This is a genomic window from Veillonella parvula (assembly GCF_032577575.1).
Classification (GTDB): Bacteria; Bacillota; Negativicutes; order Veillonellales; family Veillonellaceae; genus Veillonella.
In genome coordinates, this window is sequence record NZ_JAWFVO010000003.1 from 86,035 (window position 1) to 103,548 (window position 17,514).

General features: G+C 39.6%; 16 protein-coding genes. 8 read left to right on the plus strand and 8 right to left on the minus strand.

Going from position 1 to position 17,514, the window contains the following annotated elements:
• Nucleotides 1–37: 37 nt before the first annotated feature.
• From E7K77_RS06245 to dnaA, 6 genes are all read right to left on the minus strand, one after another.
• Nucleotides 38–286: a DUF370 domain-containing protein gene (locus E7K77_RS06245; protein WP_004692940.1), complete on the minus strand. Its 249-nt coding sequence runs from the start codon at nucleotides 284–286 to the stop codon at nucleotides 38–40.
• Nucleotides 287–299: 13 nt separating this feature from the next.
• Entirely contained in the window at nucleotides 300–1,202 is a 903-nt protein-coding gene (locus E7K77_RS06250) for a DUF721 domain-containing protein (protein ID WP_325306250.1), read from the minus strand.
• Nucleotides 1,189–2,289, minus strand: coding sequence for a DNA replication/repair protein RecF (gene recF / locus E7K77_RS06255; protein WP_004698068.1), 1,101 nt, complete (start codon nucleotides 2,287–2,289; stop codon nucleotides 1,189–1,191). The genes E7K77_RS06250 and recF overlap by 14 nt, the downstream gene beginning before the upstream one ends.
• 3 nt (nucleotides 2,290–2,292) lie before the next feature.
• Entirely contained in the window at nucleotides 2,293–2,526 is a 234-nt protein-coding gene (locus E7K77_RS06260) for an RNA-binding S4 domain-containing protein (protein ID WP_004692943.1), read from the minus strand.
• Between the two features lie 253 nt (nucleotides 2,527–2,779).
• Nucleotides 2,780–3,892 carry a DNA polymerase III subunit beta gene (dnaN, locus tag E7K77_RS06265; protein ID WP_004698016.1) on the minus strand — a complete coding sequence of 371 codons (1,113 nt, stop codon included), beginning with the start codon at nucleotides 3,890–3,892 and terminating at the stop codon, nucleotides 2,780–2,782.
• A 326-nt stretch (nucleotides 3,893–4,218) separates the two neighbouring features.
• Complete coding sequence (gene dnaA / locus E7K77_RS06270) at nucleotides 4,219–5,793, minus strand: chromosomal replication initiator protein DnaA (protein ID WP_325306249.1); 1,575 nt, start codon at nucleotides 5,791–5,793, stop codon at nucleotides 4,219–4,221.
• A 1,200-nt stretch (nucleotides 5,794–6,993) separates the two neighbouring features.
• Here dnaA and rpmH point away from each other — a divergent pair.
• The 8 genes from rpmH to rsmG all read left to right on the plus strand — a co-directional run bounded on the left by rpmH (nucleotide 6,994) and on the right by rsmG (nucleotide 13,850).
• Nucleotides 6,994–7,128 carry a 50S ribosomal protein L34 gene (gene rpmH, locus E7K77_RS06275; protein WP_004692946.1) on the plus strand — a complete coding sequence of 45 codons (135 nt, stop codon included), beginning with the start codon at nucleotides 6,994–6,996 and terminating at the stop codon, nucleotides 7,126–7,128.
• 79 nt (nucleotides 7,129–7,207) lie between these two features.
• Complete coding sequence (rnpA, locus tag E7K77_RS06280) at nucleotides 7,208–7,567, plus strand: ribonuclease P protein component (RefSeq protein ID WP_302943643.1); 360 nt, start codon at nucleotides 7,208–7,210, stop codon at nucleotides 7,565–7,567.
• Nucleotides 7,568–7,615: 48 nt separating this feature from the next.
• On the plus strand, nucleotides 7,616–7,837 hold the full coding sequence (yidD, locus tag E7K77_RS06285) for a membrane protein insertion efficiency factor YidD (RefSeq protein ID WP_012865047.1): 222 nt from the start codon (nucleotides 7,616–7,618) through the stop codon (nucleotides 7,835–7,837).
• Nucleotides 7,838–8,005: 168 nt separating this feature from the next.
• Nucleotides 8,006–8,671: a YidC/Oxa1 family membrane protein insertase gene (locus E7K77_RS06290; RefSeq protein WP_278617591.1), complete on the plus strand. Its 666-nt coding sequence runs from the start codon at nucleotides 8,006–8,008 to the stop codon at nucleotides 8,669–8,671.
• A gap of 11 nt (nucleotides 8,672–8,682) precedes the next feature.
• The gene (gene jag, locus E7K77_RS06295) at nucleotides 8,683–9,480 is read left to right on the plus strand and encodes an RNA-binding cell elongation regulator Jag/EloR (protein WP_227065082.1); all 798 of its coding nucleotides are present in this window, start codon (nucleotides 8,683–8,685) and stop codon (nucleotides 9,478–9,480) included.
• Nucleotides 9,481–9,670: 190 nt separating this feature from the next.
• A complete protein-coding gene (gene mnmE / locus E7K77_RS06300) occupies nucleotides 9,671–11,056 on the plus strand; it encodes a tRNA uridine-5-carboxymethylaminomethyl(34) synthesis GTPase MnmE (protein WP_316704413.1) in 1,386 nt (461 codons plus the stop codon).
• A gap of 50 nt (nucleotides 11,057–11,106) precedes the next feature.
• Entirely contained in the window at nucleotides 11,107–12,978 is a 1,872-nt protein-coding gene (mnmG, locus tag E7K77_RS06305) for a tRNA uridine-5-carboxymethylaminomethyl(34) synthesis enzyme MnmG (RefSeq protein WP_325306247.1), read from the plus strand.
• A gap of 119 nt (nucleotides 12,979–13,097) precedes the next feature.
• On the plus strand, nucleotides 13,098–13,850 hold the full coding sequence (gene rsmG, locus E7K77_RS06310) for a 16S rRNA (guanine(527)-N(7))-methyltransferase RsmG (RefSeq protein ID WP_325306246.1): 753 nt from the start codon (nucleotides 13,098–13,100) through the stop codon (nucleotides 13,848–13,850).
• A gap of 309 nt (nucleotides 13,851–14,159) precedes the next feature.
• Here rsmG and E7K77_RS06315 read toward each other — a convergent pair whose 3' ends face one another.
• Entirely contained in the window at nucleotides 14,160–15,017 is an 858-nt protein-coding gene (locus E7K77_RS06315; protein WP_081094610.1) for a methylenetetrahydrofolate reductase, read from the minus strand.
• Nucleotides 15,018–15,038: 21 nt separating this feature from the next.
• Nucleotides 15,039–17,474 carry a homocysteine S-methyltransferase family protein gene (locus tag E7K77_RS06320; protein ID WP_316689706.1) on the minus strand — a complete coding sequence of 812 codons (2,436 nt, stop codon included), beginning with the start codon at nucleotides 17,472–17,474 and terminating at the stop codon, nucleotides 15,039–15,041.
• Between the last annotated feature and the right edge of the window lie 40 nt (nucleotides 17,475–17,514).

Below are 17,514 nucleotides of genomic sequence, written 5' to 3' on the forward strand. Positions count from 1 at the left end.
TTGAAATAAAGTAACAAAACATGTACAGGATTAAACTTTATCTCTTTATTATACTATAAAACTCATCAATCCGTCTCATTAAAGTCTTAATACTGATACCAGATCCATACACACAGTCATCTGTGACCACATATGTCTTGATTTGCTCCTCTGGCACCATGGCGATATATTCTAGTGTTTCATAGTGATGAATAGGACTTTTATGGGACTTTCCGCCCTTGGCATGCACCATCGTAATAATGGATTCTATGGGCACGGAAATGGTATCTCCAATATGAACGTACATAAGAATGACCCCTCTACTTTTCTAATGTCCCATTAAGGGCATCGATTTTGCGCTGTTCTTCTTCAGCAAGGAACTTAGAGCGATATTTATTACACAAATTAATAACGTGCTGATCCGTCAACTCATCAGGCTTTTTGTGGGTGATAAGCATGGCCACCATAAACATATGACGGCGATTGATAGATCCTTTATAAATCTTATCAAGGTAAAAGTATATGGATTCTCGCATCGCTTCTGCAAAGTCTGGAAAACTACACTGTATAAATTGCTGGCAATCGCTATATTTAAAGTACGGATACTTTCGAATAACAGCTTTAATGTCCTTGATATGAGCCCGATGCAATTCATATTCACAAGTAGGACAGATTTCCTTTTTAGATTTCATATGCATGCCACATCGTTTACAACGATGGTATCCATGCTGCTCTAAATAGATTTCTCTCTTACGAGCCGTAATCTGTACTTTCCTGAAAGCAGCTTTTAATACTTCGTTATCCGTTTGTTTCAACGATGTATCGATAGCGTCTACGTCTTCTTTTGAAAGCACGATATCTGCAAAGTTAATACGTTTTGTAATAATTTGTTCATCAGGAATCGTGAGAGACGTATTAGTTTCTACTTTCACATAGCTCTGACGTTTCATGATGAAGCGAATATCGGTGATTACCTCTTGGCGGTAATACTTGTTGATAGCCTCGATGATACGTCGTTTTTGCATCTGTAATTCCTGCATCCACATGGAATTATCTGCGCTGATAACCATATTTGGAGGCTTGATGGACACAATTTTTGTATGATCCGCAATGACATCACCTACTACATCACGCCACTTGTGAACAAGGGTATTTAATTTATATTGTTCCAGTAAATTCAGTTCTGCTAAGGCCTTTGGTAAACAAAGATCAAGGCTGTCCATACTGAACCTGTCCCCCTTCACAAGAAATAAATTGAACGGATTTTAAATCTTTAAAATCGTGAATATCTGTAGTGGTAATAAATGTTTGAATTCGTTTATGAATAAACTGCAATAAATTCGCTCGTCTCGACTCATCAAGTTCGCTCAATACATCATCCAAAAGAAGTACTGGATATTCTCCTACCTCTGACTTGATAAATTCAAGCTCACTCAACTTTAAGGACAATACAGCGGTTCGTTGCTGCCCTTGAGATCCAAATTTCTTTAAATCCATCGCATCGGAAAAGAATCGTAAATCATCGCGATGAGGACCAACGCTAGTGCTTAAACGATGACGATCCTGAGGCAACGCTGCTTTGATGCGTTCGTAAAAGCCTTCCTTTGTATATTCCAATGAACCATTGTCCATATACGGCTGTTCATAACCAATGGTTAAATTCTCAAGACCACCTGTCAATTTACGATTCATCAAATCGATAAGCAAATTGATTTTCTTTAGGCTTTCTAATCGTTTTTTCACAATAAAGCTTGCCATATCTGCTAGCTGCAAATCCCATTCTTCAAGAGGAATAGTATTCTTTCCTCTATATTCTTTTAGGACTGCATTTCGTTGTTGTAACAACCGATTATACTGCATCAATTGATGATAGTATGTAGCACTAGTCTGAGATATTTCCATATCGAGGAATCGCCTACGTCCCGATGGAGTCCCCTTGATGAGCTGTAAATCTTCAGGACAGAAGATAACTGTATTTAATGTACCAATCAGCTCTTTTTGAGATATTTTTGTGTCGTTTAATCGAATATCCTTAGGGCCTTGACGGAATAATTTAATATTTACCTTTTGAGGTGTATCTTTTTTCTCGAATTTTACAACTATGCCTGCTTCTTCAGTATTGAACATGAGCATATCCGATATATCGTTTGTACGATGGCTTTTACCAATCGTACCAACATAGATAGATTCGAGGATATTCGTCTTACCAGCCCCATTAGTGCCATATAGAACAATAATCTCAGGATTAAACTGTATCTGTACATCCTTATAATTACGAAACTGAAATAACTGCAGTGAGTCAATTCTCACCGATTATGCCTCCTCTTGTGTAATCACGAGGTCTACATCGAGACCTTCACAAGAAATCACATCACCAACGCGGCATTTCTTGCGTTTTTCCGTTACGACCTGACCATTCAAGGTAAGGATGCCTTCATCGATGAAAGATTTAATTTGACCACCTGTTTCAATGATGCCTTCTAACTTCAACAACTGATCAATTTGAATATACTCCGTATGAATGGGTACCTGCTGTTGCTCTTTCATAACGTTCTCCTAAAGTAGACAATTAACATAAGCATATATATCATACTGAGTCCAGGTCGCTCGCTGGGCATTTTTCTTCGAAAAATTGCACGCTCCGACCAAAGTTATATTTGGTTGGAGCCCAAAGCACAGTTCTTCACTGTGGATTTTCTTAGATAACTTTGTTATCTAGAAAATCTTACGTTCAGAACAAAGCGATGCAGTGTCTCTGTCGTCGCAAGCTCCTCCATTGACTACTGCCCTGCTTTTACTTTTATGCATTTGTGCGAACTGGTGTTACTACGTATGTATAGTTCGGATTATTGTCTTGGCGAATAACAACAGGACCATTTTGTTTTAAGAACAAGTGAATATTATCTCCTGTGCTGTGACGCAAGATGTCAGAGATGTAGCGACCATTGAAGGAGATTGTGAAAGGTGTGCCTTTAAATTCAACAGCTACGTCTTCTTTCGCCATACCGATTTCAGTATTTTGAGTAGACAATGTGACATTGCTTTCAGACCAATCATAACGAATTACATTATAACTAATGTCTTTAGCCAATAAGGATACGCGATCAACAGCGCCAGCGAATTCGCGGCGATCAATTACAGCGCTAGAATCGAATTGAGAAGGAATTACCTTTTCATATTCAGGGTATGTACCTTCAATCAAGCGAGAAATAATATAAATAGATTCAAAATTGAATACGATTTGTGTGCGATTCCAAATGATATTGATCATAGCTGGATTATCTGTTGGTAATAAACGAGATACTTCAGCCAACGTTTTTGTAGGAATGATAGCACGCATTGGAGTCGTTGCTGGTTCATCGATGGTAATTTTTTTTACAGCCATACGGTGTGTATCAGTAGCAACCATAGTCACTTCGTTTTCTTTGATTTCAAGAAGAGCACCGGTAAATACAGGACGATCTTCATCAGTAGCAGCTGCATAATTTGTTAAATCGATAAGTTCTTTCATAGCAAAGCTATCGATGTTTACATGATCTTGGTCGTGAATTTGTTCAACCAAGGAGAAATCATCTGGGTGTAATGTAACAAGGTTAAATTCGGAAGATCCAGATGTAATTGTCAAAGAATTTCCGTCTTCTGGTTTGTAAAGTTCGATAGTATCGCCAGGTAATTTGCGAATTAATTCTTGGAAATAGCGGGAACCTACCACTAAAGTACCAGGTTCTTTGATATCTCCATCGATGGTTAAGCGAATGCCGAGTTCGAAGTCGTTACCTTGCAATTCTACTTGACCATTTTTTGTAGTCATGTAAATAGCGCCTGGCAAGTTAGAACTTGTTTTATTTTGAGATACCTTTTGCAATACGTTGATTGCTTTTTGGAGATTTGCTTTAGGGAATGTAATATGCATATGTTACTCCTTTATGATTTTTATATATTGTAAAAGCACTAATAATTACTTGCTTTGTTTGTAATATTTAATGTTTACTATCGTAGATGTTCTATAGATATTCTACGGTAGATCTATTTCTACTAGTTTTTTGATTGTTTGTTAGTTTTAGTAGTAGTAATAGTAGGGGCCTGTTTATATGTGTAAAAATGATTTGGCACCACTAACTGTGTGAATTATGAGTTGTGTATAACTATGTTGATAGTTTGTACCTACTTATCCACATATTAACATCAAAGTACGAGTTTTAGGATATCCACAAAGTTATTCACTATATATCCACAGAGTTATCCACAGGTTGTTAATTTCTGTTTAATTTCTGCAACCATTCGTTTAGTTTCTTCATTTTTTTCAATTTCCTTCGTTATTTTATCGTACGCATGGAGAATTGTCGTATGGTCACGAGAAAAAGCTGCTGCGATTTGAGGATAGCTTTCATTGATCATATCGCGGCATAGATACATGGCGATTTGCCGTGGAAATGCGAATTGGGCTTTTCGTTTCTTGCCGAGTAGGTCTTGCTTTTTAATATTGAAATAAGAACTTACAAAATTCTGGATGCTTTCAATATTAACCATATTCACCTCTTCGGTATGAACGAGGCCCGCCAAGGCGTGTTTTGTGTATTCTAGGTCGATAGATTCGAGACGTTGATCGATGGATGCTGTACCGATGAGCTTGGTGAAAGCACCTTGCAATACGCGGACGTTTTCGCTAAATTGTAATGCTACGTAGTTAATTGAATCATTATCGATGCGAATAATGCGATTCTTTTTATATTCTCGTTCGAGCAGTGACCTGAAGATGGCAATGCGCGTTTCTAAATCTGGATTTTCCATTGTGGCAATGTAACCAGCTTGGAAACGAGAGCGAAGACGATCTTCGAACTGTTCCATATCGTTTGGCATCGTATCAGAGGTAAGTACGATTTGCTTGTTGTTATTTAATAATTCATTGAATGTATTAAACAGCTCAGTTTTCGTACTTTCACGGCTTTCAAGGAACTGAATATCGTCAATCATGAGCACGTCTATATTGCGGAATGTGTTGCGGAATAATTTACCTTGATTGCGCTGTAATGTTTCAACGAAAATATTCATAAAATTTTCGCTCGTAATAGACATGACCTTCATATGTGGATGATTTTCCTTGATAGCATTACCGATGGCGTGCATTAAGTGTGTTTTGCCGAGGCCCGATGGACCATAGATAAAGAGCGGATTATAGTCTCCACCAGGAAATTCAGCTACATTTTGTGCAGCCCCAAATGGTATACGGTTGGCATTACCCGTTACGTAGTTATCAAAACGGTACGCCGGATTGAGATTAGATAACGATAAATCCACAGGTACATTATCAGACTGCAATGTTGGCGTTGTTTCTGTAGATTTCTTTGGTGTAGCTACCATTGGTTCGTCTGGAATCTCTACAGGCGCTGGCGCGCGGTCGATATAGACCGGATCTTGATAGACTGGTGTGTAAAACTCCTCTTGATGAGCCTTTTCCTCTACTATAGGTGGTAAAGGCATCGGCGGTGCTACAACTGGTGTATCGATGAGACTTTCATCAACAAAATTTGTATCTATACTCTCTTGATTAAAATCGAATAAAACCATATCTCGAGGAGAGCCGATGACCGTGGTAATCGCATCTTGTAAAGCCTTGCTAATTTGCGGCTGCTGGTCGATTAAGTTTTTTACAAATGTTTGCATGACCCCAATATGGATCGAATGACTTTCGAGAGACATGGGAATCAACGATGACGTGACGCGCAAATACAATGCGTCAGGTAAATGCTGCATATTCTTTTTCGCCTCTTGCAATATATGCTCCCATATATTATTTAAATCAAATGATTGCATGACGTGCCTCTTGTGAATAACTATTGCGATAAATGTGCATAACTTTAGGAATAATGTGTATAACCATTGTAAAAGCTGTGGAAAAAACTATTATTCCTGTGAATAACTTGTGTATAACCTGTGAATAAGTAAAAATAAAAGTCTATTTTATATAGATAATTACTGACTTTTTAGTTTTTATAGATTAAAAGAGAAAAAATGTGGATAACCTCGAAAGTTATCCATCAAAAACTTATAAAAATATATAATTTTCCCTAATTTCAAGTATGATTGTACCAAAAAATAAGTAATTTGTCATTCAATCTGTGGATAACTTTTATAAACTGTTTATAATGTATATTTTAATTTTTTCTTGGTATATCTATTACTTTTGGGATAGGAAGTGAAACTACTTTTATCGCTCCATTCTGACGCAAGTCGCTCAAAAAGTAGTTTCACTTCCCCTCCTCCAACCATATAATTTTATGATTTTTATATACAATCGAAAAAGTAATAGATATACCTTTTATCAATCTACATTAGATCTGTTTATAAAACGTTATCAACACAACTTAAATGAAAATCGGGGAAAGAAGTCAGAGGAAATTAATAGCATCAATTTTCCCCCTTTCCTAGCAAGAGGTTAAAAGGTAACATTTGTTAAATCTTAGATCCGTATTCTGAAAGACTTTTAGATTTCCTATAAAAACTGATACTACTTTTTATACTGGTGGTAGGTGTATGAGTAGTTATTAGAGTGTGTTAGGAGCAGGAATAGATGTGGATTTTTGACCGAAACGATGAGTATGGAGGGAGAAAACCACATCTATTCCTCCCCTCTCTTCAACTGGAGATCAAAACATAAATTTGCCAAAGTATAAAAAGATTTGAATTGTGAGTTCTTGTATGTTGATAAATTGATGTTACGTTTACATCGTGTAGTGGTGTTGAAGGTGACATTAGGGTTGCCTTAGGGAGGGAATATAGGGTCCTTTTGAGCGACTTTACGATGAGTATGGAACGATGAAGGAGCCCTATATTCCTCCCCCTGGAAACGTAACATCAATTACAGGATAAAATGTGTAGTAGAATTATTTTCAGAAATACAAGAACTCACAGCAGAACCCCTTTATTATATTGACAAATTTACGTTTTACCTCTATAATTACCCTGTTATGGTATAAGTAAAACAATACAGAATGACGAGGAGGTGTTTTACTAATGAAACGTACTTACCAACCAAATACTCTTTGGAGAAAACGTACCCATGGTTTCCGTGAACGCATGAAAACTATCGGCGGCCGTCTCGTTTTGAAAAGAAGACGTGCAAAAGGCAGAAAACGCTTATCTGCATAATATAATAGCTGTTAGGCAGGAGAAAAAACTTGGCGCTGCTGCCAAGTTTTTCTATTCTTAGGACTTAAGGACAATGCATATGGATTATTGCTTTGATAAAGCAAGACGACTGACGCACAATAATGAATATCGCCTTGTGTATAAGCACGGTAAATACGAAGTAGGCCGTATGTGTGTACTGTATCGTATGCCCGTGGCAAAGCAACCTACGCGCATTGGTTTTGTAACCGGCAAAAAGGTTGGTTGTGCAGTGGAGCGCAACCGAGCTAGACGCCTGATGAAAGAGGTATATCGCCTCAATCAGCACGCCATTCGCGAAGGGTATCATATCGTAATTGTTGGACGTGGCCCTCTGAAAAACGCTACCTACGAAAAAGCGGAAAAGGAGATTTTGTATCTCTTGCGAAAAAGCAAATTATTGATACAAAATGATAAATAGGACCACAAGTTAGAGGCTTTGGTCCTTTTTGTGTATATGGAGGTTTCCATGAAACGCTGTATAACCATGCTTTTACGACTTTTAATTAGGTTTTATCAGCTCGCCATATCTCCCTTAAAACCTGGATGTTGCCGTTATTATCCGACATGTTCCACATATACTCTGCAGGCTATCGAAAAATATGGTCCTTTGAAAGGTAGCTGGATGGGTTTAAAACGCATTCTTCGCTGTCATCCTTTCCATAAGGGTGGCTACGATCCAGTTCCCTAACCCACGTGGGATTAGGCTGGATGTGTTCTGTGAAAGTAACTTTCACCATCACCATCAAGCACAGTTTTGGAAATACCTGAGCATCTGTATGGATGAAATTTAGACCATACCATAACGATATATAGATGCGCAAAGGACGATTTCGGACTGTATGAAAAAGGAGAAACAATGGACTTTTTAAGTGGTATTTTCCAACCTATCGTTGATTTAATGAGCACATTGGTAACTTATGCGTTCCAATTGACTCAAATGATAGGTTATCCAAGCTACGGTGTGGCTATTATCCTTTTAACAATCGTTATCAAAGCGATTTTGGCACCACTTACTGTTAAGCAAATCAAATCCATGAAGGCTATGCAAGAATTGCAGCCTCGTATGAAACAATTGCAAGATAAATACAAAAATGATCCTGCAAAACTGCAAGCGGAAATGGGTGCATTGTACAAAGAAATGGGCGTTAACCCATTGGCTGGTTGCTTGCCATTGTTGGTACAAATGCCATTCTTGATCGCTATCTTCTATGCTTTACAAAGCTATCCATACGATCAAAATTATGTACAGTTCTTATGGCTTCCTAGCCTTGGCGAACCAGATCCAATGTACATCTTGCCAGTTTTGAGTGCATTATCCACATGGGTTATGTCTCGTCAAACTAGTAGCGGTGCAACTGGTGCTGCTGCACAACAACAAAAGATTATGACAATCTTTATGCCTCTATTCATTGGTTACATTTCCCTTAACTTCCCTTCTGGCTTAGTTATTTACTGGATCGTATCCAATGTGTTCCAATTTGTACAACAACATTTTATTTACAAAGGCTTAGAAGCTAAATAATAGGAGGCACTATGGAATTTATCGATGTATCTGCTAAAACCATTGAAGATGCCATTGCTAAAGGTGTAGCTCAATTAGCTGCTGAAGGCCAAGAATTGGTAGAAACTAAAGTCTTAGAACAACCTTCTAGTGGATTTTTAGGCATTGGTCGTAAACCAGCAGTTGTTCGCTTATTCTTCACCGCTTTAGCTAAATCTGCTACTGCAGAAGAGGCAACTAATGCGGAAGAACAATCTGTGGCTGTTGCTTCCGAGCCGGTGGCAACAAGCGAAACAGAAGTACAAGATACAGCAGTTGAAACTTCTGAAGGTACTGTAGAAGAAAAACCTTCTAAAAAAGAACTTTCAAAAGAAGATCAACAAGAAATTGCTGAAAAGGGTAAACAATTCCTTGATGATATGTTTACACAAATGGGTCTTACTGTCGTTATCGAGAAGATGATGACGAAAGATAAGATTACATTCCAAGTACACGGCGAAGAGCTAGGTATTTTGATTGGTAAACATGGTCAAACATTAGATGCTATTCAATACTTAACAAATCTCGTGGCTCATAAGGATGTATCTGGCCATTGCCATATCGTGGTAGATGTGGAAAATTATCGTTCTCGCCGAGAAGAAACATTGGTGAATCTCGCGAAACGCTTGGCTTCTAAGGTGAAACGCAATCGTCAAAAGGTTTCCTTAGAACCGATGAATGCTTTTGAACGTAAAATCATTCACACTGCCCTTCAAGGCGATAAAAATGTTATTACTAACAGTGAAGGGGACGAACCGTTCCGTCACGTTGTGATTTCGTACAAAAAATAAAATATAGTGGTGCAGCTTTCAAGTAACTAGGATTTTCCGTTACTTGAGGGCTGTTCCCTTTATTCTTTAGGTTATGGTGAAAGCTAACCTAAGTTAATCTTCGCGCGGGTAAGATTGGTTTAGTTTAACTTTCACAGGCGAAGAACATATACAAAAGCAAATACTAGATAATCGAAATATGGAGATATGTATGTATATAGATGATACAATAGCGGCCATTGCGACGCCGCCCGGCATCGGCGGGGTTGGTATTATTCGGGTCAGCGGCAAGGATAGTTTTCCTATTGTAAATAGCCTGTTCAAGAGCATTGGCACCGTTCCTTTGATGGACCGCCAAAATAGAACGATTCAATACGGGACCATTGTGGATCCAGCGACGAACAAGACCATCGACGAGGTTCTTGTGTTATTAATGAAAGGCCCTCATTCTTACACGGCGGAAGATGTGGTAGAAATTCAGTGTCACGGCGGTATTGTGCCGGTTCGACAAATTCTAAAATTGCTTGTAAATCACGATGTGCGCATGGCTGATGCCGGTGAATTTACGAAGCGTGCCTTTATGAACGGACGTATCGACCTCACGCAAGCGGAGGCGATTATTGATATTATTGAAGCAAAAACGGAGGACTCCCTCTCCCTCGCTGTGGCTCAGCTAGATGGGACTGTTTCTTCATTTGTAAAAGATGTGCGTGAACAGCTCATTGCTATGATTGCTCATTTAGAGGTAACCATCGACTATCCTGAGGAGGATATAGAAGACGTAACGAGCCAAGAGGTTCGCGAACAGTTGCAGCCTATTTTGAAAGCTATGGATGAACTCTTGTCCACAGCTAATATAGGCCGTCTAATTCGCGACGGTATTACGACGGTTATCGTAGGTCGTCCAAATGCAGGTAAATCGAGCCTTATGAATGCTCTCTTGCGCGAAAACCGCGCTATCGTAACGGATATTCCGGGGACGACACGTGACAGTATTGAAGAATATATGACCGTAGAAGGTATTTCTTTACGCCTTATTGATACAGCAGGTATTCGCGACACACAAGATACGGTGGAAGCCCTCGGTGTTGAGCGTGCTCGCGATTATATCAACAAAGCAGATATCGTGCTCTGCGTTATTGACGGATCTACTCCTTTAACCTCTGAAGAAATCGGAATTTTGACCTCTGTGAGCGGTTTGAATACTATCGTACTCCTTAATAAGTCCGATGTGGCACAAGTCGTTACAGATGAAAATATTAAAGAACACGGAACCTTCACGGCTATCGAACGAATCAGTGCTAAAGAAGGCGAAGGCTCTGCGGTTCTTGCCAAATGGGTGCAAGAACTCGTCTACGGCGGTCGCGTAAAACAAGACAATAGCGCCATGATCAGTAATGTGCGCCACATCAGCCTCATGGAACAAGCGAAGGCTCAAGTAGAACAAGCCCTCTCCTCTATCGACATGGGCATGCCTGTAGACTTTGTAGCCACCGACCTGCGTAGCGCTTGGGAACTACTAGGCGACATCACAGGCGATACCATCCGAGAAAGCATGATAGATGAATTGTTTAGTCGTTTTTGCCTTGGTAAGTGATTTAAACTTTTACAATATGATAAGTAACAAATATAAGGAATTTAATTGATATGTACACAGTAGATAATTATGATGTCATCGTCATCGGTGGTGGTCATGCTGGTTGTGAGGCGGCCCTCGCCGCTGCCCGCATGGGTCATCGCACGTTGATGGCGACCATCAGTTTAGATAATATTGCGCTTATGCCGTGCAACCCTGCCGTGGGTGGCCCTGGTAAAAGCCATCTTGTTTACGAAGTTGACGCATTAGGCGGTCAAATGGGTATCAATGCGGATGCTACAGCTATCCAAATGCGTATGCTCAATATGGGCAAAGGACCTGCCGTTCATTCTTTGCGCTGCCAATCTGACAAGATTAAATACCAACATTTGATGAAACGAACATTGGAGAATACAGATAATCTCAATGTTAAGCAAATCATGGTGACAGAACTTAAGGTTGAGGATGACAAGGTAACAGGTATCGTTACAGAGCTTGGTGAATTCTATGGCGCTAAGGCTATTATTCTTTGTACAGGTACCTATTTGAAAGGTAAAATCCTCATCGGTGATATCGATTATGTGGGCGGTCCAAATGGTCAACGCGTAGCAGAACATTTCTCTCAATCCTTACTCGATAATGGTATTGAATTGATGCGCTTTAAAACGGGTACACCAGCACGTGTAGATAAACGTACTTTAAACCTCGAAAATATGGTAGTTCAAGAAGGCGATGCACATCATCACGCATTTTCCTTCATGGATGAATGGATTAATCGTAATGAAGATGTATGTTGGTTGACCTATACTAATAAAGAAACGCACGAAATCATTCATAGCAATATTCACCGGGCTCCTATGTATAGTGGCAAAATCGAAGGCGTAGGCCCTCGTTACTGTCCTTCCATCGAAGATAAAGTAGTGCGCTTTGCCGATAAAGAACGCCATCAATTATTCGTAGAACCAGAAGGCACGGGTACAAATGAAATGTATGTACAAGGTATGAGTACGTCTCTTCCAATGGATGTACAATATGCTTTCTTGCGTACCATCCCAGGTCTTGAGAATGTTGAAATTATGCGTCCTGCCTATGCTATCGAATACGATTGCTTGAATCCAATGCAATTGACACCAGCACTTCAAGTGAAACATATTGAAGGTCTCTACTCTGCAGGTCAAGCCAACGGTACATCTGGCTATGAAGAAGCGGCTGCTCAAGGCCTCATGGCTGGTATCAACGCAGCATTGTGGATTCAAGGGAAGGAACCGTTCATCCTTGCTCGCTCCGAAGCGTACATCGGTGTTCTTATCGATGATCTTGTAACAAAAGGTACAAATGAACCGTACCGCATGATGACAAGCCGCAGTGAATACCGTCTATTGCTTCGTCAAGATAATGCAGACCTGCGTCTTACAGAAAAAGGCCGCGAAATCGGTCTTGTAAAAGACGATCGTTGGGCCAAATTTACAGCAAAGAAAGCTGCTATCGAAGAAGCAATGGATATGTTACGAAATACACCTGTCAATCCGTCTAAAGAAACACAAGTTTTGCTTGAAGGTTTAGGTACAGCACCTATTAGAACAGGTATTCATGCTTATGATTTAGTAAAACGTAATGAACTCTCTTACGCCATTGTAGCTGATGCATTTGGTTTGAAACGCTATACACCTGATGTAGAAGAGGCTGTCGATATTTCCATTACCTACGAAGGGTACATTAAAAAGCAAATGGACCAAGTCGATAAAGTTCGCAAACTAGAAGAAAAAATTCTTCCAAAAGAATGGGACTACACAGAAATTAAGGGCATTTCTCTTGAAGCTCAACAAAAGCTCAACAAGATTCGTCCTCACTCCATCGGCCAAGCAAGCCGTATCTCTGGCGTCTCTCCTGCAGACGTATCTGTTCTATTGATCCAATTAGAGCAATACAACAGAAGTAAATAAAAATAGCATGTAATAATATGAATTCATGTAATAACATGCATTTTATATGAACTTTTTAAAAGATATTTCCTACAAATCTTATTGTCGTATACATATTAGACAATTCATTAGGAGTACTTATGAAAGAAAAATACGATGTGCCTATAGCACCTCTGTCTGAATTTGTTTCATATATGATGGAGCAAATGAGTCATTTTGGTTTGCCGTGCACGGAAGAGCAAGCAAAAGACTTTTACTTGTATTATGTGCATATGATTGAAACAAATAAATATCTTAATCTAACGGGTATCACAGACATGAAAGAGGTCGTGATTAAGCATATGATTGACTCCCTCTCCTGTTATAATTCTGAAATTATCAAATTTGGCATGTCCATTATTGATGTCGGTACGGGTGCAGGCTTCCCGGGTATTCCGTTGGCTATCTATGACCGTAGCCTCAAGGTTACCCTGTTTGATTCTTTAAAAAAGCGGCTTAACTTTTTGGAATCGGTTATAGATGAACTGAAACTGACGAACTGTACTACCTTACACGGACGTGCGGAGGATTTGAGTCATCAAGATTACCGTGAAAGCTTTGATATTGCTACGAGCCGTGCCGTGGCACGCTTGCCGATTCTTTTAGAATGGACTGTGCCATACGTAAAAGAAGGTGGATACATAGTTGCTTTAAAAGGAGCTATCTACGAAGAAGAAGTGAAAGAATCTAATAAAGCCCTTAGCACACTAAAAGCTACTATCGAAGAAGTAAGAACCGTTACTTTGCCAACCTTAGAGGATAAACGAGCAATCGTATATATAAAGAAAATTGGAAAAACACCAAAACAATATCCACGAAAACCAAAAGAAATCAAAGACAAACCGTTAGTATAGCAGTTAATGATTTAGGCGTAGAAACTAATATAAATTAATATAACTAAACCCCATGTTACATTGCTACATAAAGAAAAAGAGGATGCAAATCATAGATCTGCATCCTCTTTTCCTTTTCTTAGTAACGAATTAGTTTGTATGCCCTCCCCCACTCTATATCTATTAAATGATATCGTTTACGACAAAATTATATATTTTGTTCACTATATGAGGCGGAGATAAAGATACATATAACACCTTTCCCTAAGAACGACTTAGTTCACTATGGAGGTCGTGGGAAAGGTGTTATATGTTAATCTCAGAATGACTTTATAGGTGATCAATAATATATAATGTTGTATCGATATCATTTAAAGGCATAATATGTACGCCTGCTGCCATTTTCTTGATTTGTTCAAGTGTTTCAATCGCAATTTCTGTACCCGCTTCTTTACCACCTTTTTCCATGCGGTCCAATATTTCTTGAGTAAGATTGATTCCAGGCACTTTTTCATGGAGGTATGTAGCCATTTTAAAGCTTTTAAGTGGAATCAAACCGAGCATGATAGGTACATCGAATTCAGACATCTTGTCAATGTAGCGTTTTGCCTGTTCTAAATCGTAAATTGGTTGTGTTTGTACAAAGTGAGCGCCATTTTGAATTTTAGCAGCTAATTTTTGGCGTTCAATCTCTAAATCTGGAGCACCAGGATTACCAGTGGCACCGATGTAGAAGTTCGTAGGTGCATCTAGGTCATTACCTGCCAGGTCTTTGCCTGCATTTAATGTCTTAGCGATGTTAAGTAGTCCCATACAGTCGACTTCAAATACGGATTGTGCAAATGGATGGTCCCCATTATCTGGTTTATCACCAGTGAGTGTTAAAATATTATGCACGCCCAATGCTGCTGCACCGAGTAATTCAGATTGCAATCCGATAATATTACGGTCGCGGCATGTAAGGTGGAAAATAGTTTCAATTTCTTTGTTATGTTGTAACAAATAAGAAAGAGAAATTGGGCTCATGCGCATTTTGGACATAGGGCTATCAGCGATGTTGATAGCATCGACCTTCCCTTTCAAACGGGCTGCTTGTTCGAAGGTCTTTTCTGCAGAACTGCTTTTAGGAGGATCCAATTCAACAGTAATGGTGAACTGTCTTTGTTGATGTTTTTCTCGTAATGTCATCATGTACCTCGTTACTATACATTATTTTTCTAGTGTTTCAAAGAAGTCATTGGCGTGGTTAACAGCAGCGATGCCGTCTTTAGCGTAGATATCTGCACCTGCTTGGTCTGCGTAGTCTTGAGATACTACAGCGCCACCAACCATGACCTTAGTTTTAAGGCCTGCTGCACGGATAGCAGCGATAGTATTGTCGATTTGTGGCATGGTAGTCGTCATCAAGGAACAGATGCCAACGAGGGCAGCTTTGTTATCTTTAATGGCTTGTACGATAACTTCTGGGTCAACGTCCTTACCCAGGTCGACGATTTTGTAACCATTGTTTTCGAGCAATGCTGCTACGATATTTTTACCTAAATCGTGGATGTCGCCTTTAACTGTAGCCACGACAACGGTGCCTTTATCTAAGCTTTCACTAGCAGGAATAATTTCTTTAATGGTGTTGAAAGCAGCCTGCATTGTTTCAGCAGCAAGCATTACTTGTGGTAAGAATAATTTACCAGAACCAAACTTATCCCCCACTACGTTCATCGCTTCCGATAAGCCTTTTTTCGTAAGATCTAATGGATCGATACCATCTGCTAAGGCTTTTTTTACAAGATCAATGATAGCTTCTTTTTCGCCTTGTTCTACACATGCGCGAATATTGGCTAAAGGATCATTACTATCGAAGGATTTTTTATCTGGCCCTTTAGGAGCAGAGTTACCAGGAGCGGTAGTTTCGTCTTCATAGCCGTATTCTTTAATAAATTCAGCAGAACCTGGGTCCCAGCCTAGTAAGGTAGTACTAGATACAAATGCTTTTTTTGCTGGATAATTGAGTGGATTCATAATCGGTGTTGTTAAGCCACATGCGAGGGCCATTGTTAAGAATTGGCCGTTCAAATAAGGACGTTGAGGCATACCGAAGGAGATATTGGACAAGCCCATTACTGTTGGGAAGCCAAATTTTTCTTTATATAATTGTAGCGTACGCAATGTTTGGCGTGCACTATCTTCACCGCTGGCAAGTGTTAATACCAATGGATCGAGTAATAAGTCATGTGGTTGAAGACCATAACCGTAAGCGCGATTTATGATGCTTTCAGCTAAAGCAACGCGGTCCTCTGCTTTTTCAGGTAAGTCACCACTACAGATTGGCAAGCAAAGCAATGCTGCACCATACCGTTTAGCCAAAGGCATTACGTGAGTAATAGACTCCTCCTCCCCATTTACGGAGTTAATGAGGGCACGACCTGGATAGTTTTTAAGAGCTATTTCCATAGCTACTGGGTCTAATGTGTCAATGGATAATGGTGTTTCTACGAGCATGGATAACTCGAAAATGGCGCGTTCCATTAAGGGTGATTGATCCATGCCGGCTACACCCATGTTTACATCTAGGATATCTGCACCTGCCTCTACTTGGTCTAAGGCATCCCGTTTTACACGGATGAAAGAGCCATCGCGCAATTCTTGAGCAAGGACTTTACGGCCAGTTGGATTAATACGTTCGCCAATGATAAGTGGTTTTGTATGATGGCCTAACTCTAAAAGTTTAGTACGGCTTGTAATAATTGTTTTAGGTGCAATGTGGGCGCGTTCTTTTGGCGTATGAGCTTTCACAGCATCGGAAATAGATTGAATATGAGCTGGTGTTGTACCACAGCAGCCGCCAACATAGCTTGCACCAGCATCAACAATTGGAAGCATCAAAGGCCCCATCTCTTCAGCTGAAAGTGGGAATACAGTTTGTTTATTTATTAATTGAGGCATACCGGCATTTGGCTGACAGCTTATTGGTAAATTTGTAACGCTTGCAATCTCTTCGATAAGTGGTGTAATTTGTTCAGGTCCAAGGGAACAGTTGATACCAATGATATCAGCCCCTATAGCTTCTACGATAGTAGTTGCTACTGCTGGTGGTGTACCTGTAATAGTACGACCGTCTTCACTAAAAGAAAATTGACAGATGATTTGTACATCATCTTTTGTCTTCCCTGCTGCTTCACGAGCATCTAAAGAGGCTAATAAAGCGGCACGCATTTCCTGTACGTCGATGATAGTTTCAATGATAATAAAATCAACGCCACCTTCGATTAATGCTTCGGCTTGTTCACGATATGTATCATAAATGGAGTCAAAGCTCATATTGCCTAATGGTTGTAAAAAACGACCTGTAGGTCCCATAGAACCTGCTACACGAGCAGTTGGTTTAGTCTCTGCAATGGCTTCTTTTGCTACCTTCACAGCTGCAATATTAATTTCTCTTACGCGATCCTGTAAATCATAATCTTCTAATTTAAGACCACAAGCACCGAATGTATTGGTAGTGATTACATCACTGCCATGTTGTAAGTATTGAGCATGAATATCCTTTACTACTTCTGGTCTTTCAATATTAAATAGCTCTGGACAATAGCCTTCTTCTAAGCCTGCCGCTTGAAGCATTGTGCCCATAGCACCGTCAAATATATACATAAACATCTTCCTTTAACATCCTAAATTACAATGTTTCACG

Bases quoted from the DNA above. Each gene is read 5' to 3' on its own strand.
- yidD (WP_012865047.1), top strand. From the start codon at position 7,616: ATGAAACGCTGTATAACCATGCTTTTACGACTTTTAATTAGGTTTTAT.
- rnpA (WP_302943643.1), top strand. From the start codon at position 7,208: ATGGATTATTGCTTTGATAAAGCAAGACGACTGACGCACAATAATGAA.
- mnmG (WP_325306247.1), top strand. From the start codon at position 11,107: ATGTACACAGTAGATAATTATGATGTCATCGTCATCGGTGGTGGTCAT.
- E7K77_RS06260 (WP_004692943.1), bottom strand. From the start codon at position 2,526: ATGAAAGAGCAACAGCAGGTACCCATTCATACGGAGTATATTCAAATT.
- mnmE (WP_316704413.1), top strand. From the start codon at position 9,671: ATGTATATAGATGATACAATAGCGGCCATTGCGACGCCGCCCGGCATC.
- E7K77_RS06315 (WP_081094610.1), bottom strand. From the start codon at position 15,017: ATGACATTACGAGAAAAACATCAACAAAGACAGTTCACCATTACTGTT.
- rpmH (WP_004692946.1), top strand. From the start codon at position 6,994: ATGAAACGTACTTACCAACCAAATACTCTTTGGAGAAAACGTACCCAT.
- jag (WP_227065082.1), top strand. From the start codon at position 8,683: ATGGAATTTATCGATGTATCTGCTAAAACCATTGAAGATGCCATTGCT.
- dnaN (WP_004698016.1), bottom strand. From the start codon at position 3,892: ATGCATATTACATTCCCTAAAGCAAATCTCCAAAAAGCAATCAACGTA.
- E7K77_RS06250 (WP_325306250.1), bottom strand. From the start codon at position 1,202: ATGGACAGCCTTGATCTTTGTTTACCAAAGGCCTTAGCAGAACTGAAT.
- E7K77_RS06245 (WP_004692940.1), bottom strand. From the start codon at position 286: ATGTACGTTCATATTGGAGATACCATTTCCGTGCCCATAGAATCCATT.
- E7K77_RS06320 (WP_316689706.1), bottom strand. From the start codon at position 17,474: ATGTATATATTTGACGGTGCTATGGGCACAATGCTTCAAGCGGCAGGC.
- E7K77_RS06290 (WP_278617591.1), top strand. From the start codon at position 8,006: ATGGACTTTTTAAGTGGTATTTTCCAACCTATCGTTGATTTAATGAGC.
- rsmG (WP_325306246.1), top strand. From the start codon at position 13,098: ATGAAAGAAAAATACGATGTGCCTATAGCACCTCTGTCTGAATTTGTT.
- dnaA (WP_325306249.1), bottom strand. From the start codon at position 5,793: ATGCAATCATTTGATTTAAATAATATATGGGAGCATATATTGCAAGAG.